Origin of the sequence: Carboxydocella sporoproducens DSM 16521, assembly GCF_900167165.1 — a bacterium.
GTDB lineage: Bacteria > Bacillota.
Genome location: NZ_FUXM01000007.1, coordinates 38,505 through 60,075 on the forward strand (window position 1 = coordinate 38,505; position 21,571 = coordinate 60,075).

General features: G+C 52.3%; 22 protein-coding genes. All 22 read left to right on the top strand.

Annotated features, from left to right (window positions below; all coding sequences use genetic code 11):
• Window positions 1-72: 72 nt before the first annotated feature.
• The 22 genes from sleB (at window position 73) to B5D20_RS04495 (ending at window position 21,503) form a co-directional block, all read left to right on the top strand.
• Window positions 73-777, top strand: a complete 705-nt coding sequence (gene sleB, locus B5D20_RS04390) for a spore cortex-lytic enzyme (protein WP_242952038.1) — start codon at window positions 73-75, stop codon at window positions 775-777.
• Window positions 778-791: 14 nt separating this feature from the next.
• A complete protein-coding gene (gene ypeB, locus B5D20_RS04395) occupies window positions 792-2,147 on the top strand; it encodes a germination protein YpeB (protein ID WP_078665014.1) in 1,356 nt (451 codons plus the stop codon).
• 159 nt (window positions 2,148-2,306) lie between these two features.
• Window positions 2,307-3,572: a SpoIVB peptidase gene (gene spoIVB, locus B5D20_RS04400; protein ID WP_159071826.1), complete on the top strand. Its 1,266-nt coding sequence runs from the start codon at window positions 2,307-2,309 to the stop codon at window positions 3,570-3,572.
• Window positions 3,573-3,689: 117 nt separating this feature from the next.
• Window positions 3,690-4,463, top strand: coding sequence for a sporulation transcription factor Spo0A (gene spo0A / locus B5D20_RS04405; RefSeq protein ID WP_078665016.1), 774 nt, complete (start codon window positions 3,690-3,692; stop codon window positions 4,461-4,463).
• An 89-nt stretch (window positions 4,464-4,552) separates the two neighbouring features.
• On the top strand, window positions 4,553-5,677 hold the full coding sequence (steA, locus tag B5D20_RS04410; RefSeq protein ID WP_078665017.1) for a putative cytokinetic ring protein SteA: 1,125 nt from the start codon (window positions 4,553-4,555) through the stop codon (window positions 5,675-5,677).
• 21 nt (window positions 5,678-5,698) lie between these two features.
• The gene (locus tag B5D20_RS04415) at window positions 5,699-6,643 is read left to right on the top strand and encodes a copper transporter (RefSeq protein WP_078665018.1); all 945 of its coding nucleotides are present in this window, start codon (window positions 5,699-5,701) and stop codon (window positions 6,641-6,643) included.
• Window positions 6,591-7,280 (top strand): glycosyltransferase, encoded by a 690-nt coding sequence (locus tag B5D20_RS04420; RefSeq protein ID WP_078665019.1) that lies wholly within the window; start codon window positions 6,591-6,593, stop codon window positions 7,278-7,280. Before B5D20_RS04415 ends, B5D20_RS04420 begins: the two co-directional genes overlap by 53 nt.
• Window positions 7,280-8,107, top strand: a complete 828-nt coding sequence (locus B5D20_RS04425; protein WP_078665020.1) for an MraY family glycosyltransferase — start codon at window positions 7,280-7,282, stop codon at window positions 8,105-8,107. The genes B5D20_RS04420 and B5D20_RS04425 overlap by 1 nt, the downstream gene beginning before the upstream one ends.
• A gap of 33 nt (window positions 8,108-8,140) precedes the next feature.
• On the top strand, window positions 8,141-9,862 hold the full coding sequence (locus B5D20_RS04430; RefSeq protein ID WP_078665021.1) for a sigma-54 interaction domain-containing protein: 1,722 nt from the start codon (window positions 8,141-8,143) through the stop codon (window positions 9,860-9,862).
• Window positions 9,863-10,067: 205 nt separating this feature from the next.
• On the top strand, window positions 10,068-11,159 hold the full coding sequence (buk, locus tag B5D20_RS04435; protein WP_159071827.1) for a butyrate kinase: 1,092 nt from the start codon (window positions 10,068-10,070) through the stop codon (window positions 11,157-11,159).
• Entirely contained in the window at window positions 11,156-12,076 is a 921-nt protein-coding gene (locus tag B5D20_RS04440) for a bifunctional enoyl-CoA hydratase/phosphate acetyltransferase (RefSeq protein ID WP_078665023.1), read from the top strand. Before buk ends, B5D20_RS04440 begins: the two co-directional genes overlap by 4 nt.
• Before the next feature lie 12 nt (window positions 12,077-12,088).
• Window positions 12,089-13,150 carry a Leu/Phe/Val dehydrogenase gene (locus B5D20_RS04445; RefSeq protein WP_078665071.1) on the top strand — a complete coding sequence of 354 codons (1,062 nt, stop codon included), beginning with the start codon at window positions 12,089-12,091 and terminating at the stop codon, window positions 13,148-13,150.
• 11 nt (window positions 13,151-13,161) lie between these two features.
• A complete protein-coding gene (locus B5D20_RS04450) occupies window positions 13,162-13,971 on the top strand; it encodes an acetate and sugar kinases/Hsc70/actin family protein (RefSeq protein WP_078665024.1) in 810 nt (269 codons plus the stop codon).
• Entirely contained in the window at window positions 13,971-14,690 is a 720-nt protein-coding gene (locus B5D20_RS04455) for a nucleotide-binding protein (RefSeq protein WP_078665025.1), read from the top strand. Before B5D20_RS04450 ends, B5D20_RS04455 begins: the two co-directional genes overlap by 1 nt.
• An 18-nt stretch (window positions 14,691-14,708) precedes the next feature.
• Window positions 14,709-14,930, top strand: coding sequence for a 4Fe-4S dicluster domain-containing protein (locus tag B5D20_RS04460; RefSeq protein WP_078665026.1), 222 nt, complete (start codon window positions 14,709-14,711; stop codon window positions 14,928-14,930).
• A 1-nt stretch (window position 14,931) separates the two neighbouring features.
• Window positions 14,932-15,996 (top strand): 3-methyl-2-oxobutanoate dehydrogenase subunit VorB, encoded by a 1,065-nt coding sequence (locus B5D20_RS04465; protein WP_078665027.1) that lies wholly within the window; start codon window positions 14,932-14,934, stop codon window positions 15,994-15,996.
• Window positions 15,997-16,004: 8 nt separating this feature from the next.
• On the top strand, window positions 16,005-16,751 hold the full coding sequence (locus B5D20_RS04470; protein ID WP_078665072.1) for a thiamine pyrophosphate-dependent enzyme: 747 nt from the start codon (window positions 16,005-16,007) through the stop codon (window positions 16,749-16,751).
• Window position 16,752: 1 nt separating this feature from the next.
• Window positions 16,753-17,313: a 2-oxoacid:acceptor oxidoreductase family protein gene (locus tag B5D20_RS04475; protein ID WP_078665028.1), complete on the top strand. Its 561-nt coding sequence runs from the start codon at window positions 16,753-16,755 to the stop codon at window positions 17,311-17,313.
• Window positions 17,314-17,402: 89 nt separating this feature from the next.
• Window positions 17,403-18,560 carry a M20/M25/M40 family metallo-hydrolase gene (locus B5D20_RS04480; protein ID WP_242952039.1) on the top strand — a complete coding sequence of 386 codons (1,158 nt, stop codon included), beginning with the start codon at window positions 17,403-17,405 and terminating at the stop codon, window positions 18,558-18,560.
• Window positions 18,561-18,565: 5 nt separating this feature from the next.
• Entirely contained in the window at window positions 18,566-19,648 is a 1,083-nt protein-coding gene (locus B5D20_RS04485) for a DUF3866 family protein (RefSeq protein WP_242952040.1), read from the top strand.
• Window positions 19,649-19,669: 21 nt separating this feature from the next.
• Window positions 19,670-20,839, top strand: a complete 1,170-nt coding sequence (locus B5D20_RS04490) for an endonuclease Q family protein (RefSeq protein ID WP_078665029.1) — start codon at window positions 19,670-19,672, stop codon at window positions 20,837-20,839.
• Window positions 20,817-21,503, top strand: coding sequence for a hypothetical protein (locus B5D20_RS04495; RefSeq protein WP_078665030.1), 687 nt, complete (start codon window positions 20,817-20,819; stop codon window positions 21,501-21,503). The genes B5D20_RS04490 and B5D20_RS04495 overlap by 23 nt, the downstream gene beginning before the upstream one ends.
• The last annotated feature ends 68 nt before the right edge of the window (window positions 21,504-21,571 follow it).

The following is a 21,571-nucleotide window of genomic DNA, read 5'->3' on the forward strand; positions in this document are numbered from 1 at the left end:
GCTTTTGCATATTTAAGTCCCTGAGCAGGCAAACTATGGTCGGAAAAGAATTGGCGGGAAAGGATGAAAAAAATGGAACGCAAAACCCTGCTAGGGATGCTGATGATCTTCCTCTTACTTCTGGGCTGGGGCTGGCACTGGGCAGAACAAAGTTTGCCAGCCATCTCCCGCACTCTGTTCTGGGGGAGCTCCGGGGCAGATGTAAGGTCTGTTCAAGCCAAACTCAAGGCCTGGGGGTATTACACGGGGCCAATTGACGGGATCTACGGGTCATCGACCTGGACGGCGGTGAGAAAATTCCAGCGGGCTAATGGATTGACTCCTGATGGAGTAGTCGGGCCTGCCACTCTGAAAGCTATGGGCCTCTGGACTTCTCCAGCCAGGGCAGTGCGGACCACCACAACAATCAGCCGGGGGCTGATGCGGCGCAATGACCTGACTTTACTGGCTCGCCTGGTACAGGCTGAAGCTGGTGGGGAACCCTATGAAGGACAGGTAGCTGTAGCGGCAGTGGTTTTAAACCGGGTGGCCAGCCCCCTGTTTCCCAACACTATAGCTGATGTGATTTTTCAGCCTCTGGCCTTTGAGAGTGTGTCCAATGGACTGATTAATAGGCCGCCTTCAGCTACAGCCCTGCAGGCAGCCCGGGATGCCTTGAATGGCTATGATCCTACCCAGGGAGCTCTCTTCTTCTGGAATCCCAGTAAACCGGTAAGCAGCTGGATCTGGTCCCGTCCGATTATTCGCCGGATTGGAGACCATGTGTTTGCGCGCTGAGAGGAGATGATGGTATGCGTGGACAGAGAATAGCGATTTTTTTGCTCAGTTTGGGCTTACTAGGAGTAGGCTGGTGGGGCTGGCAGCAAAAAATGATGAAAGAGGATCTGGAAAAACTGTTAAGTAATCACTATCAGCGTTCCTTTTATAATTTAGCCGACCATGTAGGCAATGCCGAGATGCTACTGGGCAAAAGCCTGGTGGCAATGGATCCTAAGGCCAATGCGGCTATACTGGCTGACCTCTGGTATGAGGCGATCACTGCCCAGGAAAATCTGGGTCAGCTGCCATTGAGCAATTCCACCACAGTTAAAACAGCCAAATTTCTAAACCAGCTAGGGGATTATGCCTATTTTCTCAATAAACGCAATGCTGAAGGCAAGTTACCGGGGAAGAAGGAAAGAGAGCAGCTGCAAAAACTCTATCGCCAGGCCCAGAAGCTGAATGCCGAATTGCAGGTGGCAGTCCAGGATGTGCAGGATGGGCGGGTTTATCTGGCCGAGGTGCGCCGGGAAAGCGGCAGTACCCTGGGGCGTCAGGCCCGTAAACCGCAGCCGCTGGATATGAAGCCAGTTGCCAAGGCAATGCAGGATACACCTGCATTAATCTACGATGGGCCTTTTTCCGAACATTTAGAACGGGCCTTGCCGCGGGGCTTAAGCGGGGAAAATATCACCCTGGCCCGCGCTATGGATATTGCTCGCAGTTTTATTGATGGTCAGGGCAAGGTCTGGGAAGTGCGGACTAAAGGGGATGTCAGGGGGAAAATCCCCGCCTTCAGTCTAGAACTGGTGCCGGCCGGGAAAACCTCAGAAGAACGGATAATTATGGACATTAGCAAAAAAGGCGGTAAAGTTATCTGGATGCTACACCGGCGCAAATTGGCTGAACCCGTACTCTCGGCTGAGGAGGCGGAAAAACGGGCAGTAGCTTTTGCCCGCTTGCGGGGTTATGATAACCTGGCACCCACTTATGTTTTACGGGAAGACGGAATTGCCACGGTGGCCCTGGTGGCGGTTCAGGACGGGGTGTTGCTTTATCCTGATCTGGTAAAGATCAAGGTAGCCCTGGACAATGGACAAATCCTCGGCTTTGAGGCTACTGGTTATCTGATGTCCCATATTCAGCGCCAGTTGCCCCCTGTCCTGGTTAAACCGGAAGCTATCAAGAAAAAACTGCCTCCGGAGCTGAAAGTGGAACATATTAAGCTGGCTTTGATTCCCACTCCCAGTCGCAATGAAATTCTCTGCTGGGAAGTGAAAGGCAAACTGGCAGGCGAATTGTATTATGAATATTTTAATGTAAAAAATGGTAGTGTCGAAAAGGTTTTAAAGGTGATTGAGACACAATTTGGTTCACTGACCATGTAAAAATTTGCTGCAGGCTTTTTAGCCTGCATTTGTTTTTCTTTCCCTGTTTTAAAGCGGCAGTATAAGAAAATAAGGAACAGGACAAGTTATGATTAGCCGCAAAAATCGCTTAAAGGAGGTGTCATTTAAAGCAATCAGGTCATAAAGGAGGGAAATAGGGTGAGGAAAGGTATTTTGCTGGTTTTCCTGCTGATTTCCGCCTTCATTCAGGCTCCAGTCCATTATTTTTCCGCTTTGCCTACCGCCCAGCAAGCAGTGGTGGGAGAAAAACTTACCCTCGCCATCAACTGGCCTAAAACCTGGCAGCGCTTTTTGCAAATCGTTAATGTTAATTACTCACCGGCTATTTCCTTGCAACAGGGTCAACCGGTTGCCAGAGAACCGGGAGAAGCCGAACTGGCGGTAAAATTGTTTGGGTTTTTACCGTTGCATCGCTTTACTGTCAGGGTTCTGCCGGAGATGCATTTGATACCCGGGGGACAGTCTATCGGAGTATTATTAAAATCCAGGGGTGTAATGGTAGTAGGTTATGCACCTATTACCAGTGAGGGGGAAGAAAAAATATATCCGGGCCGGGATGCCGGGGTGTTAATTGGAGATACCATTCTGGCTATCAATGGGAAAAATATTAACAATGAGAAGGAAATGGCAGAGATAATTACACAAATTGGGCAAAAAGGAGAAAAAGCTATCCTTACTATTGAACGGCGCGGTACCCGGTTACAGGTGGCCGTAACTCCGCGTTTTTGTCCCGAAACCCAGAGTTATCGGATTGGTTTATACATTCGGGATAGTGCTTCTGGAGTTGGCACTCTTACTTTTATTGAACCCAAAAAAGCTTATTTTGGTGCCCTGGGTCATATAATAGCCGATAGTGATACCAGTGAACCCATTGACATCCGGGAAGGCAAGATTGTACGAGCAGTAGTACAGGCCATTCATAAAGGCAAAGAAGGATTTCCTGGAGAAAAATTGGGAGTTTTTGTGGACGATGGCAGCTGGTGGGGTGAAATTACCCATAACACTCAGGTGGGTATTTTTGGCAGGATTTATGGCAAGTTTCCTGCCAGCCGGCCTCTGCCAGTAGTAAGCAATAACCAGGTAGAAACAGGACCGGCCCAAATTTTAACAGTTATAAATGGCGAAAAAGTAGAAGCCTTTACCATCAAAATAAAAAAATTGTTGCCCCCTGATCGACCGGATGGTAAGGGAATGGTGGTGGAAATTACCGATCCCAGGCTTTTAAAAGAAACAGGCGGAATCATTCAGGGTATGTCTGGTAGCCCCATAATCCAAAAAGGTCGAATTGTGGGAGCGGTTACTCATGTTTTAGTCAATAATCCCCGTCTGGGTTATGGATGTTATATCGAAAAAATGTTAGAAGAAGCGGGCCTTGTCGAAACCTGGAAAAAAGCCGCCAGTTAGGCGGTAAATTTTTTTGTAGAAATTGTTTATGCAATAAAAGCAGGAATAACCAGTCTAGCGTCGAATGGAATTATAGACAATAAAAAGAAAAAGAAGTGGTGTACAGGGGGCGAAAAGATGATGTACAAAGATGTGAAAATCCTCTTAGTTGATGATAACCGGGAATTTTGTGATATGTTGAGCAAACACCTGACCCGGGATGAGGATTTCATTCTGGTCGGAGTAGCTCATAATGGACTGGAAGCTCTGGAACTAATCCAATCGGAGCAACCAGATTTAATCATTCTGGATTTAATTATGCCTCATTTGGATGGGATTGGGGTACTGGAAAGAATGCAGACCCTGGATCTGCCGAAGCGGCCTAAAATTTTAATGCTTACCGCTTTTGGTCAGGAAACCGTGACCCAGAAGGCAATGCAGCTGGGGGCAGATTATTACCTGTTGAAACCCTTTGATTTCAATGTTTTAAGCCATCGCATCAGGCAAATGGTGGACACCGGCTATACCATTCCTGCCTATACTCATGTCGCCAAAACCAAAAACCTGGATGTGCTGGTGACCAACATCATCCATGAAATGGGAGTACCTGCCCATATCAAGGGATATCAATATTTACGGGAAGCTATTTTGATGGTGGTGGACCATGTCCATTTGTTAGGAGCGATTACCAAGGAACTCTATCCTGCCATTGCTGAGAAATACAATACCACTCCTAGCCGGGTGGAAAGAGCCATTCGCCATGCTATTGAACTGGCCTGGGACCGGGGCAATGTGGAGATGATGAACAAGTTCTTCGGTTACACAGTTAATAATGAAAGGGGCAAACCCACAAATAGTGAGTTTATCGCTATGATAGCCGATAAACTGCGTATAACTGCCAAAGTTAGCTAAGACAGCGAGGCTTGCCCTCGCTGCTCTTTTTTGCAAGGAGTTGCATAGAGGTAGTAAATAGGGTAAAATCTTTTTGAGGTGAAAAAACCATGGAAATCAAGGGCATTGCCCGTGTGGATAAAAAAACCAAGAACCTGGCCAAAAGAATCAAACCAGGAGAAATTGCGGTTATCAATCACCAGGATCTGGACGAAGTGGCAGCCATGAGCCTTGTTAAAGCCCGGGTAAAAGCGGTGGTCAATGCTGCAGCCAGTATCTCCGGCCGTTATCCCAACCTGGGGCCCAGGGCCCTTTTGCAAAACGGAATCCCCCTGATTGACCTGGCCGGGGAAAGTATCATGGAAACCCTGCGGGAAGGGCAACAGGTGCTGATAAAAGAGAACGGGGAAATCTGGGTGGGCGATAAATTGGCCGGTTTTGGGCAATGGCTGACTATTGATGAGGTGGAACGGCAACTGGCCAATGCCAAGGCCAATATCGCCGGGGTTCTCAAGGATTTCCTGGAAAATACCCTGCAGTATGCCGAGAAGGAACAGGGATTGATTCTGGGGGAAGTGGCTATTCCGGAAACCAGGACTCAGTTTGCTGGTCGGCATGCCCTGATCGTAGTGCGGGGGCAGAATTACCGGGAAGATTTGCTGGCTATTAAAAGCTATATCGATGAAGTTAAACCGGTGCTAATCGGTGTGGACGGTGGTGCTGATGCCCTGGTGGAGTTTGGTTATTGCCCTGATGTGATTGTAGGGGACATGGACTCCATTTCTGATGAAACCCTGGCCTGTGGGGCAGAGTTGATCGTTCATGCCTATCCTGACGGTCGGGCGCCTGGGCTGGCCCGAGTGCAGCGACTGGGTCTTGAGGCCAGAACTTTTCCCGCTCCTGGCACCAGTGAGGATATAGCCATGCTACTGGCCTATGAAAAAGGTGCTGAATTGCTGGTAGCGGTGGGTACCCATTCCAATTTCATCGATTTTCTGGAAAAAGGCAGAAAAGGGATGGCCAGCACTTTTCTGGTGCGTCTGAAAGTGGGGTCCATTCTGGTAGATGCGCGGGGTGTAAATCGGCTTTATCGGCACCGGCTCAAACCCAGGCATGTGGTGGAAATCGTGGTGGCGGCCCTTATTCCCATCTTTATTATTATCGTCACGGCACCCGCTACCCGCGAGCTGGCGCGCTTGATGTATTTGCAGCTTAAATTACTGCTGGGGATTTAACTGGAGAGGAGTCTTACGGCAATGTTTGATTTGCGCTACCATATAGTTTCCCTGGTAGCTGTCTTTTTGGCCCTGGGAATAGGGATTCTGATTGGCTCTGCCATGGAAACGGATAATACCCTGATCCAGCAACAAAAGGTATTGACCGATCGCCTGGCGGCTGATCTGGAAAAACTGCGGGGTGAAAACAAGGAGGCCATGGAAAAACTGGCCAAAGAGCAAAAGGAATCGGCACAACAAGAGGAATTTGTGAAAGAGGTTCTGCCGGTTTTGATTAAAAATCGCCTGACTGGCTACCGGGTGGCCATAATCGATACCGGTGATTATGGCTTTAATGATGACTTGCTGGATATTTTGAAAAAGGCAGGGGCGGTGGTAACCAGCACTTCGGTGCTAAGCCGGGATTTCGTGCTGGCTGATCCGCAATTACAAAAGGAAGTAGCGGCTTTTCTGGGAGTAGACCCCAACAGCCAGGCGGCCATAGTTAAGGAAATGACCTGGCAGGTAACCCGGGGTCTGGTAGTTGGAGATAATCTGGCGGTCATCAAGTTTCTGACCGATAAGAAACTGCTTAAAATTACAGGAGCCTACGGGCAGCCGCTGCAAGGGGTGATTATTATCGGAGGCAGTCAGCAACCCCAGACCGCTCAGTTCCGGGTAGAGAATATTGATTTGCCCCTGATTGAAGCCCTGCAGCAAAAAGGGATCGAAATTTTCGGAACCGAATATTCCAGGGTGGCAGTTTCCTACATGAAAAATTATCAGCGTTATAAGATTTCCACTATTGATAATATCGATACTCCCATGGGCCAGGTAGCACTGGTAGCAGCCATGGAAGGACGGCCCGGGGATTATGGTATCAAGGCAACTGCCGGCCGGCTGTTGCCGGATTTGAACAGGGAGGTTAAAAGGATTGTCTTGCCAGGATCGGTACCAGGTGCTGGTGTTAGTACCAGCCCACAATGAGGAAAAAAAGATAGCTGCTACGGTTAAAAGCGCTTTGACCATTCCGGGAGTGACCCGGGTAGTGGTGGTGGATGATGCTTCTACTGATCGCACAGCTGAACTGGCCGAGGCGGCTGGAGCAGAGGTGATTCGCCTCTCCCGCAATCTGGGAAAAGGAGGAGCTCTTAACCGCGGATTGAAAGAATTCCGGGAAGATTTGCTTTTGCTACTTGATGGCGATCTGGGGGAAACAGCGGCTGAAGGGGTTAAATTGCTGACTCCTTTACTGGAGGGACGGGCGGAGATGACCATTGCCCGTTTTCCCAGGGCCAGCAAAAAAGGGGGCTTTGGGCTGGTCAAAGGCCTGGCCCGCTGGGGGATCCAGCGTTTAAGTGGCTACCTGCCCCAGGCCCCATTATCCGGACAGCGCGGGCTAACCCGGAAGGCGATGGAGACGGCAGGCGGTTTCGCTGAAGGTTATGGTGTGGAGGTAGCTTTGACGGTGGCGGTAGCCCGGGCGGGACTGCCCATTCTGGAGGTAGAATGCGCCATGACCCATGATGAGACCGGTCGTGATTTGGCCGGTTTTTGGCACCGGGGACGGCAGTTCTATCACGTAGCGCGCACCCTCTGCTATTTGCACAGGAGGTATAGATAATGGTTTGGTGGATACTGGCTCTTGCTGGTGCAGGTCTGACCAGGTTGATCCTGCCGTCCCTGTTTGCCATCTGGCAGCAAGCGGGTTTTTTGCGTCCCAATTTTCGCGGTGAACAAATTCCGCTGGGGGTTGGGGTTTTTCTGCCTCTGGTCTGGCTGATACTATTGCCAGGGGTAGTTTGGCTGGTTCCTGAGCAGCGGGACCATGGCCTGCAACTACTTCTGGCGGTAACCTTTCTTACCTTGCTGGGTATGCTGGATGATGTGCTGGGGTCCCGCCGGGTAAGTGGGTTAAAAGGTCATCTGGGCAGTCTGTTCAGGGGCAGGATGACAACAGGAGCTTTAAAAGCAGTCATGGGAGGCTGGCTGGGTCTGGTACTGGCCTGGCTGGAATTCCAGCCCCGAACCGGGATTGGGTGGATTCAAACAGTGCTGGCCGGCCTGATGGTAGCCCTTTCTATCAACGCTATCAATCTGCTGGATTTGCGACCAGGCCGGGCGGGCAAGGGTTTTTTGCTTTTTGGCGGTTTACTGGTTTTGCTTTCCGGTCTGGCAGCGGCGGCGGGCTTTTGGCTGGTAACGGCCGGCATGCTGGTTGCCTATCTGCCTGCTGATTTAAAAGCCCGCTGTATGCTGGGGGATACAGGAGCCAATCCACTCGGGGTGATTCTGGGATTATCAGCCCTCTGGGCCTTGCCTGCCTGGGGACAGCTGGGCTGGCTTCTCTTTCTGATCGGCTTTCATTTTTTGACGGAAAAATATTCTTTGACTGAGCTTATTGCCCGCACGCCCTGGTTGGATTATATAGATAGATGGGGCCGGGAGTAACGGGAGGCAGCAAGAGGGGGAGGACTGGGCGATATGGAAATTAGCAGCAGGGAACTGGCAGTGATCCTGGATTCCACCCATGATGGCATGATCGCTGTAAACAGGGAGGGAGCTGTTACCCTCTTCAATGCAGCGGCAGAGCGTTTGACCGGACTGAAGCGGGAAGAGGTAATTGGCCGCAAAGCCCAGGAAGCTATTCCCAATACCAGACTGCATATTGTGCTGGAGACAGGCGTGCCGGAGCTCAATCAACAGCAGCATCTTGGTAAAACCACCATCATAACCAACCGGGTCCCTGTGAAAGATGAAGAGGGACGGGTAGTGGGGGCGGTGGCGGTTTTCCGCGATGTGGGGGATTTTGAAGCTCTGGCAGAAGAGTTGACCAATGTACGGCAAATCAAGACGATGCTGGAAGCCATTATCAATGCCACCAATGATGCGATTTCGGTAGTGGATGAGAACGGCATGCAAATTCTGATCAACCCGGCTTACACCCGTTTGACCGGTTTGACAGAGGCGGATGTCCTGTATAAACCGGCCACAGTGGATATTGTGGAAGGGGAAAGCATGCATTATAAAGTGCTGCGCACCCGGCAGCCGGTACGGGGCGTGCGCATGAAAATTGGACCCAACAAGAAGGAAGTTATGGTGAATGTGGCCCCGATTATCGTCAATAATGAATTAAAAGGCAGTGTTGGGGTTATTCACGATTTATCTGAAATCAAAAAACTGACAGAAGAACTGGAGCATGCCCGCCGTCTGATTCGCCATCTCGAAGCCAAATATACCTTTGATGATATTATCGGTCAGAGTGAGGAACTGAAACTGGCTGTGGAACAGGCGGAAAGGGCGGCAGCTACTCCTGCTACCGTTTTGCTCAGGGGGGAAAGCGGCACAGGCAAGGAGTTGTTTGCCCATGCCATTCATAATGCCAGTACCCGCAGCAGCCAGAAGTTTATCCGGGTCAATTGCGCCTCCCTTACTGATACCCTGCTGGAAAGCGAGCTTTTCGGATATGAGGAAGGGGCCTTTACCGGAGCGGTAAAAGGCGGAAAACGGGGGCTGTTTGAGGAAGCCAACGGGGGCACCATTTTCCTGGATGAAATCGGGGAGATTTCCTTGACCTTACAGGCCAAACTGCTCAGGGTCTTGCAGGAAAAGGAAGTGCGGCGGGTCGGGGGCACCAAGGCTGTTCCTGTGGATGTCCGTGTAATCGCTGCCACCAATGCCAATCTGGAGGAAAAAATCCGGGAAGGCAGTTTCCGGGAGGACCTTTATTACCGGCTTAATGTTTTTCCCATTTTCATTCCCCCGCTGCGGAGGCGGAAACAGGATTTACCCCTGCTGGTCCGTTTTCTGATCGGTAAGTTCAACCGGGAATTTGGACGGCAGGTGGAACGGATCGAACCGGAAGCCCTGAAAGTGCTGGAAAACTACGATTGGCCGGGAAATGTTCGGGAACTGGAAAATGTGATCGGCCGGGCCATTATCAATATGCGCCCGGGAGATACGGTAATTGCCGTCCGGCATTTGCCGTCCCTGGGCCTGGTCCGCCCTCAGGTTGAGGGAGAACACCGGCTACCGGATAGTGGCTGGCAGGGAGAAACCCTGGATGAAATTCTGGCCAGGGTGGAAAGACAGGTAATCTGTGATGTGCTGGCTCAATGCGGTGGCAACAAAACCCTGGCTGCCCGCAAACTGAATATCGCTGTGCGCAGCCTTTACTATAAAATGGATCGTTATGGCTTGCGTTAACCTGCAAAAAAATGCAGATGACCAGAAATCCTGCAATTTATTGCAGGATTTTTTTTGCAAAAGAAAAGACCTGGCCGAATTTGTGCTTGTGGGTATAAGTCCAATCCGGTCAAAACGGGAGTTATACAGCATAAAACTAAAATTTTCAGACAACACTTTTTTGGCATGGCTTTTGCTAAAACTAATAGCTGAAGGGGGAAGTATGATGGCAAAACAGGTAGTACTGGCGATTAACCCGGGTTCAACTTCAACAAAAGTGGCGGTTATTGCAGAAGACGGTACAGTGATCTGGCAGGAAACCTTGCGCTATTCGGTGGCTGAACTAGCATATAGAGAAAATGTTGTGGAACAGCTTCCCCTTCGTCTTTCTGACCTGGAGCGTCTGCTGGCGGAGAAAGGTCTGGGAGGCGGAAAACTGGTAGGTGTGGTTGGACGCGGTGGGTTACTGCGCCCCTTGCACAGTGGCACTTATCTGGTCAATGAGGCCATGCTTGCAGATTTAAGACAGGGCTGGGGAGGCCAGCATCCCTCCAATCTGGGCGGGATACTGGCCAGAATGCTGGCTGACCGTTATGGGGTGGAAGCATATATAGTCGATCCTGTTTCTGTAGATGAAATGATTCCGGAAGCTCGGAGAACTGGATTGCCGGAAATCAGGCGTTTTTCCCATTTACATGCCCTTAATATCCGACGGGCCCTGTTGCGCTGGCAAAAGGAACAATCCTGTTCCCCGCGGGAGTTAACCGGGGTAGCTGTTCACCTGGGTGGGGGCATCACCGTAGCGGCTGTACGGCAGGGTAGAATCATTGATGTCAGCAATGCCAACCAGGGCGGACCCATGAGTCCGGAACGGGCCGGGGCCCTGCCTTCAGCGGCACTGGCTTACTGGCCGGAAGAGACGGACTATCACTATCCACCCCTGGCCAAAAGGCTAGTCGGGGGTGGAGGACTGGTTTCCTACCTGGAAACCAACAGTTTGGTGGAAGCGGAAAAGCGGGCAGAGGCAGGAGATGAGAAAGCCCGCCTGGCTTTACAGGCCATGGTAAAGCAACTGATTAAGGAAATCGGGGCGATGGCCGCCATTTTAGATACATTACCGCGGTTTTTGCTGTTTACCGGAGGCATGGCTTTTTCCCACTGGTTAATGGAGCAATTGACTTCAGCTTTAAACTGGCTGGCGCCGATAACTGTCTACCCGGGAGAAGAGGAACTGCCAGCCCTGGCTGAGGGGGTTTTTCGTGTCCTGGCCGGGGAAGAATCTGTGCGAATTTATCCTGAAGGAGTGAGCGGTGAGTGATTACCAATTTTGACCAGCTGGTGGAAACTGCCCGCAGTTATCCCTCCCAGCGCCTGGCGGTAGCGGTGGCTCAGGACTGTGAAGTACTGGCAGCCGTCAGGGAAGCCATCGAAGAAAACCTGATTACCGCCCGCCTATTTGGGGATGAGGAGGAAATCAAGAAGGCTGCTGTCAAAGCAGGGCTGGACCTGAACAGGGCTGAGATTGAAGTTATCCATGAAAGGGATCCTGTCAAAGCCAGCCAGATGGCAGTGGTGGCAGTAAAAACCGGACAGGCGGATATGCTGATGAAAGGTCTGGTTCACAGTGCTGTAATTATGAAACAAATTCTGGACAAGGATACCGGGCTACGCAAAAGCAAGGTGCTGAGTCATGTGGCCTTGCTGGAGGGACCAGGACCTGACCGCATCACCTTCATGACTGATGGGGGCATGGTGATCAATCCCAATTTACAGCAGAAGGTTGAGATGATCAATAATGCCGTCGGGGTAGCCAGGGCGCTGGGCTACCAGCAGCCCAAAGTGGCAGTAATAGCCGGGCTGGAACTGGTTAATCCCGATATGCCTGCTACCCTGGATGCGGCTGTACTGGCCAAAATGGGTGAAAGAGGACAAATTCCTCATGCCATAGTGGATGGGCCACTGGCCTTAGATGTGGCTCTTTCCAGAGAAGCGGCTCTACACAAGGGGGTGAAAGGGGAAATTCAGGGGGATGCTCACATCCTGCTGGTACCCAATCTGGAAGTGGGAAATGTGTTGTACAAGACAGCGGTAGCTTTTGGTGGTGTTAAGACAGCTGGAACCATCACAGGGGCCAGTGCTCCTATTATTCTCACATCCCGGGCGGATAGCCACTATGCCAAGTTCTATTCCATTGCTCTCGCCCAGGTGCTGGCCTGGCAAAATCAAAGGAGGTAAGGAGAAATGAGTCTGGAAGTATTTGAGTACATGAAAAAATATGATTATGAACAAGTCGTTCTCTGTTACGACAAGGCTTCAGGGCTGAAAGCTATTATTGCCATCCATGATACTACCCTGGGCCCGGCTCTGGGTGGTACCCGGATGTGGACTTATGCCAGTGAAGATGATGCCATCCTTGATGCCCTGCGGCTGTCCCGGGGTATGACCTATAAGGCAGCTGCTGCCGGCCTCAACCTGGGCGGAGGCAAAACGGTTATTATCGGTGACCCCAGAAAAGATAAGAGTGAGGCGCTGTTCCGGGCTTTTGGTCGCTATGTGGAAAGCCTCAATGGCCGCTATATTACCGCTGAGGATGTAGGCACTTCGGTACAGGATATGGAATATGTACGCATGGAAACCCGCTGGGTAACCGGGGTAGCCAGTGGTTCGGGTGACCCGTCTCCCATGACCGCTTTTGGTGTCTGGAAAGGGATGAAAGCAGCGGCCAAAGAAAAATTTGGCACTGACTCCCTCTCCGGTATGACTGTAGCTGTTCAGGGCCTGGGCCACGTAGGTTATTACCTGTGTAAGTATCTTGCTGATGAAGGAGCCAAACTGGTTGTAACCGATATCTTCCCCGAACGGGTTGAAAAAGTGGTTCAGGAATTTGGTGCCCGGGCAGTAGAACCGGAAGCCATCTATGGCGTGGAAGCGGAGATATTTGCCCCCTGTGCGTTAGGGGCAGTAGTAAATGATGAGACTCTGCCCCAGTTCAAATTCCAGATTATCGCCGGTGCTGCCAACAATGTCCTGAAGGAAGAACGGCACGGGGATGAGCTGGAAGCAAAAGGCATCCTCTATGCCCCTGACTTTGTCATCAACGCCGGCGGTTTGATCAATGTGGCTGATGAGCTGGAAGGATACAATCGGGAACGGGCAATCCAGAAAATCGCAGGTATTTATGATAATATCTTGCGGGTATTTGCCATTGCTAAACGGGACAATATTCCCACCTATAAAGCAGCAGAAGTCATGGCTGAGGAACGGATCCGGACAATCGGGCAGGTGCGCAATAACTTTTTGCGCAAGTGAGGAGGATGTCTGTGAACGCCTACCTGTGGTACTGGCAAGAACGACGGGACTGGCAGAGAATAATCGTCAGAGCAGAACAAAAACAGGTGGGAGATCTCTGGCTGTCCAGAGCTGAAGCAAGGGCCCGGCTGCACGGGTCCTTGCTTAGCACTTATCCGCCTCAGCGCATCATCCTGCTGGCTACTGACACTGAACAGAATATACCGGAGATTTTACTGGAAACAGGGGTACCGGTAGAGATGCAGTATCTGCTGGGGACGATTCAGTTACCAGCAGAACTGGAACTGAGCGGGCATGCTTCCGTAAGACGCCAGCCCCTGTTTCCCCTGGCCCTCTGGCAAAAACAGATACCGGCTGCAGATGAGCCCTGGCTTTATCTCTATCTGGGACAGTATCCCTTTGTCTCTCTGGGGGTTGGCAAAAAGCTGGTAGATGTGTTAAGCTATTGGGAAGGAGAGGGGCCGCTGGGACCATTATCCACTGGACAACTGCCGACCCTGGCCTGGCTGGAATGGCTCTGTCAGCAAAAGCTATCCGGAGCGAAAGCGCAAGAACTGGTGCGGAGTAAGGGAGGAATAGCCGCCTATCTGGGGAGGGAATGGCAGCCCGGAGAAAAATTGCCCCCTGAGCTGGCCAGCACGGTGGTATATCAGAGTTTAAAAGGGCTGGGCAGTTTATGGACATTGAGCCAGGGGCAGGCCAGACGGCTGGTGCTGGCCGGGGAACTTCTGCTGGATCAGCAAGTACTTGAGCCCATTCAGAACTGGGCTCAAGCTCGACAGCTACTGGTCAGGGTGTTGCCTGCCGGGGAGGAATTTTAGTGAAAAACTATGTTTTTGTTGGCTATTATGGCAGTGGTAAAACCGAAATGGCGGTTAATTTCGCTTATGCCAGAAAACAAGCAGAACGACGGGTGGCTCTGGTGGATCTGGATATTGTCAATCTCTACTTCCGTTCGCGGGAACTGAAGGAAAAACTGGCAGAGGACGGAATTGATGTGATCGTATCAGAAGGCAAGCTGGCTCTGGCTGATTTACCGGCTCTCACACCGGCTATTTACGGGGTCCTGAGCCAACCACAACTGCCAGTGATTTGGGATGTAGGCGGTGATGAGGTGGGGGCTACGGCTCTGGGCCGTTTTGCCGCACAGATTGAGGCCAGCAGCTATCAGCTGTACCTGGTGGTTAACACCTTCCGTCCCTTTACCAGAAAGCCCGCCGAAATCCTGAAGGTAAAAGAGGAGATTGAAAGGGCTGCCAGGCTGAAGATTACCCATTTTGTCGCTAATCCCAATTTAGGGGAAGCTACTACAGTCCAGCAGGTCTTTGAAGGTACCCTCCTGGTGGAGGAGGCGGCGATACAGGCCGGTATACCTCTGGCCTGGGTAGGGGTATTACCAGGGTTACTGCCAGAAGTCAGTGAACTTTTGCCGGGCCGCAATTTCCTTACCCTGGAACGTTTCATGCTAACACCCTGGCAACGGGACCAGCAGACTTTCAACACTGATCCCCGCACTATGTTTAAGCCCGGTAACAGGTAAGTGAGGAGGTAAGAAGCAATGCCCAGAGTAACATTCAGGGAAGAACGCTGCAAAGGCTGTGAACTGTGTTTGCACGTTTGTCCCCAGCAAATTATCACCCTGGCGGAGCATTTTAATGCCATGGGCTTTCATCCGGCCACCGTTAAGGAGATGGAAAAGTGCATCGGATGTGCTATGTGTGCCCGCATGTGTCCGGATGTAGTTATAGAAGTAGAAAAGGAAAGCAAGGAGGGGGAGTAAGATGGCCAAACTGCTGATGAAAGGCAACGAAGCGATCGGGGAAGCGGCTGTCCTGGCCGGATGCAAATATTTTTTCGGCTATCCCATTACTCCCCAGAGCGAGTTGCCCCACTACATGGTCAAAAGGCTGCCGGAAGTGGGCGGAGTTTTTTTGCAGGCCGAAAGTGAAGTGGCTGCCATCAACATGGTTTTTGGGGCTGGGGGTGCCGGGGCCAGAGTCATGACTTCATCATCCAGTCCTGGTATCAGTTTGAAACAAGAGGGAATTTCCTACTTGATCGGTGCTGAGGTTCCAGCGGTGATTGTCAATATCATGCGGGGCGGACCGGGACTGGGCAATATCCAGCCTTCCCAGGCCGACTATTTCCAGGCTACCAAAGCGCCTGGCCATGGTGATGGCCGCATGATCGTCCTGGCGCCTTCCTCTGTGCAGGAGATCGTGGATCTGGTTATTCTGGCTTTCGACCTGGCTGACCAGTATCGTAACCCGGTGATGGTACTGGGTGATGGAGTGCTGGGCCAGATGATGGAACCGGTAGAAATAGATGATAATTACCAGCCCCGGCTGCCGGAAAAGCCCTGGGCAGCAACGGGCAAGCGGGGACGCGCCAGCAACAATATCATTAACTCCCTGCATATCGTGGATAAGGACAATGAGGAATTCAACCGGCATTTGCAGAAGAAGTATGCGGAAATCGCGGCCAGGGAAGTTCGCTATGAAGAATACTGCACGGATGACGCAGAGATTATCCTGGTAGCCTATGGCACCTCAGCCCGGATTTGCAAGGGTGCGGTGGACCTGGTCAGGGAAGAAGGCATCAAGGCTGGACTGATCAGACCGATTACCCTCTGGCCTTTCCCTGCTGAGATCATCAATCGTCGGGCTGAACAGGCTAAAGCTTTTCTGTCCGTAGAGATGAGTGCCGGCCAGATGGTAGAAGATGTCAAGCTGGCGGTTAACGGGAAAAAACCGGTATATTTCTACGGTCGAATGGGCGGTATTCTGCCAATGCTGGATGAGATTGTGGCTGGTATTAAGGGGCTGGCGGAAGGAGGGGCTCTCTGATGGCAGAAATGAAAAAAGTTTTTACCAGAACCAGGGGGTTAACGGAAAAGCCCTTCCATTATTGCCCTGGCTGTACCCATGGGGTTATTCACCGTCTGGTGGCGGAAGTGCTGGAAGAGATGAATTTGCTGGACCGGGCTATTGGTGTGGCCCCGGTAGGTTGTTCTGTTTTTGCCTATGAGTACTTTAACTGTGATATGTTTCAGGCTGCCCACGGCCGGGCTCCTGCTGTGGCTACTGGCATCAAACGGGTTCATCCTGATGCAGCGGTGTTTACCTATCAAGGGGATGGCGACCTGGCTGCGATTGGAACCGGGGAAATCGTTCATGCTGCTGCCCGTGGGGAAAAGATTACTGTAATTTTCGTTAATAATGCAATCTATGGCATGACTGGAGGCCAAATGGCCCCCACTACTCTACCGGGTATGGAGACTACCACCTCACCTTTTGGTCGTAACACTGAAACCCAGGGATTCCCGGTCCGGGTAGCGGAAATGCTTTCAACCTTAGATGGCGCAGCCTATATTGCCCGGACAACAGTCATCAATCCCAGATATATTATGCAGGCTAAAAAAGCTATTCGCAAAGCCTTTGAAACCCAGATGGCCGGGAAAGGCTTTACACTGGTAGAAGTGCTGTCCACCTGTCCTACCAACTGGGGTATGACTCCCATTGAAGCAACCAAATGGTTGGAAGAAAAGATGATTCCCTATTATCCCTTGGGGGAATTTAAAACCCCGGCGGAGGTGAAATAGGATGTTACATGAAATTATCATGGCCGGCTTCGGGGGCCAGGGAATTATGTCCATGGGCCAGCTTCTGACCTATGCCGGGATGTTTGAAGGTAAACATGTGGCCTGGATTCCTTCCTACGGTCCGGAAATGCGGGGAGGAACAGCCAACTGCGGTGTGACTGTCAGTGACCGTCCCATCAGTTCGCCGGTAGTTTTTAACCCTACCGCTGCCATTATCATGAATATCCCCTCCCTGGATAAGTTTGAACCAGCGGTCAAGCCAGGTGGGTTGATTCTGGTCAACAGCTCCCTTGTGGACCGCCAGGTAAAACGAACTGATATTAAAGCTTTCTATATTCCTGCCAATGAAATCGCTGAAGAGCTGGGCAATCCCCGGGTAGCAGGTATGGTCATTCTGGGTGCGCTGGTGGCATTAACCAGTATGGTCAGTTTCAAGTCCCTGGAAGAGGCCCTGAAAAAGGTGCTGCCCGAGTACCGGCACAAGTTAATTCCGCTTAACATGCAGGCTTTGGAGCGCGGGGCCACTTATGTGAGCCAGCAGCTGCAAACCGCTGTTAGTTAAATCTTTTCAATTTTAATTTAGGCCTGCTGGGCCTTTTTTCTTTTCTTCCCGCTTATGATAAAATAGATAAAAAAGCCGGAGGCACTACTATGGCAACTATTATTGGAAAGGACGGAGGTAGTTTCATGGTAAATACTTCACGCTTGGTACACGAATTTTTGACAATGGTGCAAATCGATTCCCCTTCCCGCCAGGAACGGGCCATGGCGGATTGGTATAAAGCTCGCCTGATTGAACTGGGCTTAACAGTGGAAGAAGATGAGGCAGGTAAAGCTATTAATGGCACTGCCGGTAACTTGATTGCCCGGCTTCCCGGGGATGGGCAGGGCATGCCCATTTTTTTCAGCGCCCACCTGGATACAGTGGAACCAGGCCGGGGTATCAGGCCTTTAATCGAAGGAGATATCATCCGAAGTGCGGGTGATACCATCCTGGGTGGGGATGACAAAGCTGGACTGGCGGTCATTCTGGAAGCCATCCGTATAATCAAGGAAAACAACCTGCCCCATGGGGAGATTGAACTGGTAATCACAGTAGCAGAAGAATGTGGCTTGCTGGGGGCCAAACAGTTGCATCGCCAGCAATTGCAGAGTATAGCTGGGTTTGTTCTCGATGCTGGTGGACCGGTGGGCTCCATTGTGGTCAGGGGGCCGGCCCAAACCAAAATTGAGGCTACTATTCGCGGTAAGGCCGCCCATGCCGGGGTGGAGCCGGAAAAAGGTATCAGTGCCATTCAAGTGGCAGCCCGGGCCATTGACCGCATGCCCCTGGGCCGCATTGATGCCGAGACCACAGCCAATATTGGGGTAATCGAAGGGGGTAAGGCTACCAATATCATCCCCGATATGGTTAACCTGAAAGGGGAAGCCCGTTCTCTGGATCCGCGTAAACTGCATGCCCAGACCAAGCAAATGACCACCATTCTGGAACAGACAGCCCAGGAGTTTGGCGCCTATGTACAGCTGACTGTAGAAGATCTCTATCCTGAGATAAACCTGAAACCAGAGGAACCGGTGGTTCAGATTGCCCGCCAGGCTATCCAGGCCTGTGGTCTCACCCCCAGTCTGGACAGTACCGGGGGTGGCAGTGATGCCAATATCTTCATTGGACTGGGCTTGCCGACGGCCAACCTGGGGATTGGCATGCAAAATGTCCATTCAGTAGAAGAAAAAATGGCTATCAGCGATCTGGTTAAACTGACGGAGGTAGTACTGGCTATCGTTAAAACTGCCCATGACTGGAGGTAGAGGGCGTGATTGCCAGAAAAGAAGGGATAGTCCTGACGGTAAAGCGGGATTTAGGAGATTATCAGGAACTGGAAGTGGAAATGGGAGGGGAGAAAGCCCGGGCGGTCAATTATCCCCCCTTGACCGGGCCCTGTCAACCAGGGGACCGGGTTTTGCTCAACACCACTGCAGTAGAGCTGGGCCTGGGCACGGGAGGTTTTCACTATGTCATGGCCAATTTCTCCCGCCCCCGGGAAGAACTGCAGGGCCAGGGTCATATCATGAAACTGCGCTATACCCCTATGCAGTTAAAGGTGCTGGCTGCGGAAGAGGAGGCCAGCCCCTGGCATCAAGAATTGAAAAACTTTACCGGTCTAAAAAAGACGCCGGTGGTTTGTGCCACCCTGCATAGCCAGTTGCCGGCAGTATGTGTAGGTATTCAGCGGGAATGCTGTCATCGGTTGCGGGTGGTATATGTAATGACTGATGGGGCAGCTCTGCCCCTTGCCTTTTCCCGGCTGGTTCGGGAACTGAAGGAAAAGGGGCTAATTTCTGCTACTGTTACCTGCGGCCACGCATTTGGCGGAGACCTGGAAGCAGTTAACCTTTATTCTGCGCTGGCAGTTGCTAAAGTTGCTGCCCGGGCGGATGTAATTGTCATCGCCATGGGGCCAGGAATTGTGGGCACTGGTAGCAAGTGGGGATATACCGGGGTGGAGCAGGGACAGGCTATCAATGCCGTCCATACCATGGGGGGCAAGGCTATCGCCGTTCCCCGCCTCAGTTTTGCCGACCCTCGTCCCAGGCATCAGGGGGTAAGCCATCACACCCTGACTGCCCTGGCCGAAGTGGCCCTGGCCCCCTGTCAGCTGGCATTACCCCGGCTGGAGCCAGCCAAAGCCCACCTGGTCAGGCGCCAGCTAACCGGGGCAGGGATTCTGACCAAACATCGATTGTATGAACTGGAGGCTGATGACCTGGTAAAGGCCATGGTAGAGGAATATCAGCTACAAGTTACTACCATGGGCCGCTCGCCGGCGGAAGACAGGGAATTTTTCGCCGCCGCAGCGGCTGCCGGGCGGCTGGCTGCCCGGCAGATTGTCTGGTAATTTGGAGACGGGAGGAAAAGGATGCGCAGTTTTTATGCTGATTTGCATATACATTTAGGGGCTACCACAGCCGGGCGGCCGGTAAAAATCACCGCTTCCCGGCGGCTTACCCTGCCGGCAGTGCTGGCAGAAGCAGCTTACCGCAAGGGGCTGGATATTGTGGGAATTATCGATGCCCAGGCCCCTGGAGTACTGGCTGATTTGAAGGAAATGATAGCAGCAGGGGATTTGCAGCCACTGCCAGAAGGAGGGCTGCTGTACCGTCAGCGGACTTTGCTGGTTCCGGGGGCGGAGGTGGAGAGCAGGGAAGGGGCCCATTTCCTGGCCTATTTTCCCGGACTGGAAGAAATGGAGCAGTTTAGTACCTGGTTGGCCGGTTTTATGCGCAATTTGCACCTTTCCAGTCAGCGGGCCCACCTCAGTTTGAGCCAGATTTTGCAGCAAACCCTGGAACTGGGAGGTTTGCTGGCACCGGCTCATGCTTTTACCCCGCATAAGGGGCTATACGGCTGTGCTTGTGCCAGTCTCGGGGAACTGCTCACTCCGGCGGAACAGCAAGAAATCCGGGTGCTGGAACTGGGCTTGAGCGCTGATACTGCCATGGCGGAGCGGCTGGCCGAACTGGCACGGGTAGCTTTTTTGAGCAATTCTGATGCGCACTCCCTGGAGAAAATCGGGCGGGAATATAATGAACTGTTGCTGGCAGAGCTCAACTGGAGGGAAATGCTGAAAGCCTTCTACCATCAGGATGGCAGGAGAATCATAGCCAACTGGGGGCTCGATCCGCGGCTGGGCAAATATCACCGCAGTGCCTGTGCAGATTGTGGCTGGACTGCCGGAGAGGAGAAGCCGCCGGTGACATTTTGCCCTGCCTGTGGCAGCAAGCAACTGATTACCGGGGTGCTGGACCGGCTGGTGGCGATTACCACCGAGCCGGCGGTCGGGGGTAAGCATCCTCCCTATTACTATCAAGTGCCCTTGCAATTTCTGCCTGGTATCGGTAAGAAAACCCTGGAACGTTTGTTGAGCCAATTTGGGACGGAAATGGCTATTTTACATCAGGTGCCAGCAGAAGATCTCATTCGGACTGCCGGGGAGAAAATAGCCGCTCTGATTCTGGCCTGTCGCCAGGGCCAGGTGAAAATTCAGGCCGGAGGAGGCGGTACTTATGGGCGAATCCTGCAAGGTTAGTCACCCTGTCCCACTGGTAACGGTCACTGTTAATGCTTCCGGGGCTGCGGCTGCTGCCCGCCAGGGGCTGGTGGTAGTAATAGTGGATGTAATTGATATGTCCACCACTGCGGAAGGCCTGCTGGAGGCAGGGGCGGCAGCTGTGATCGGGGCCAGTCCCGATCAAACCAGGGCCCCGGTGGCTGTTCAGCCTCGACAGCGGGGAATGGAGGCGGGCCAAAAGGCCCGGGAGCTGGGGACGGGAGTGATTCTGGTCAGTGAACCCAGGTATGGCCAGGAAGAGGAACGGAGGGCGCGCTGCCAGAAGGCTCTGGCCGGGCTGGCGGAAACGGGATTAACACCCGAGCTGGTCCTGCCCAACCTGGGGGCGGAAACGGCGAAAATGGCGGATTTTGCAGGAAAGGTTATTCTACTGGTCAGTGATACCGGCGGGGTTGCCTATGATGCTGCTGTCACAGCAGGAGCTCCAGCGGTGCTAACGGCTACCATTGCCCGCACCATCGGGCGCCGGGGGACAGAGCCAGCCCGGCTGGGGGCGGAGCGGGCCAGACTAAAGGCCCGGGAACTGGGCACCGGGGTGGCGGTAGTGGCGGCCAGTGGCAATTCCCTGGAAGACGTGCTGGCTGCCGAGTATATTGGGCGTCTGTTGCTGGAAAGTCCTTGATTTTTCATCCTGACCTGGGATATTTTCCTCTCTTGTCCCATAAATATAGGACAGGGAGGAGGATGAAA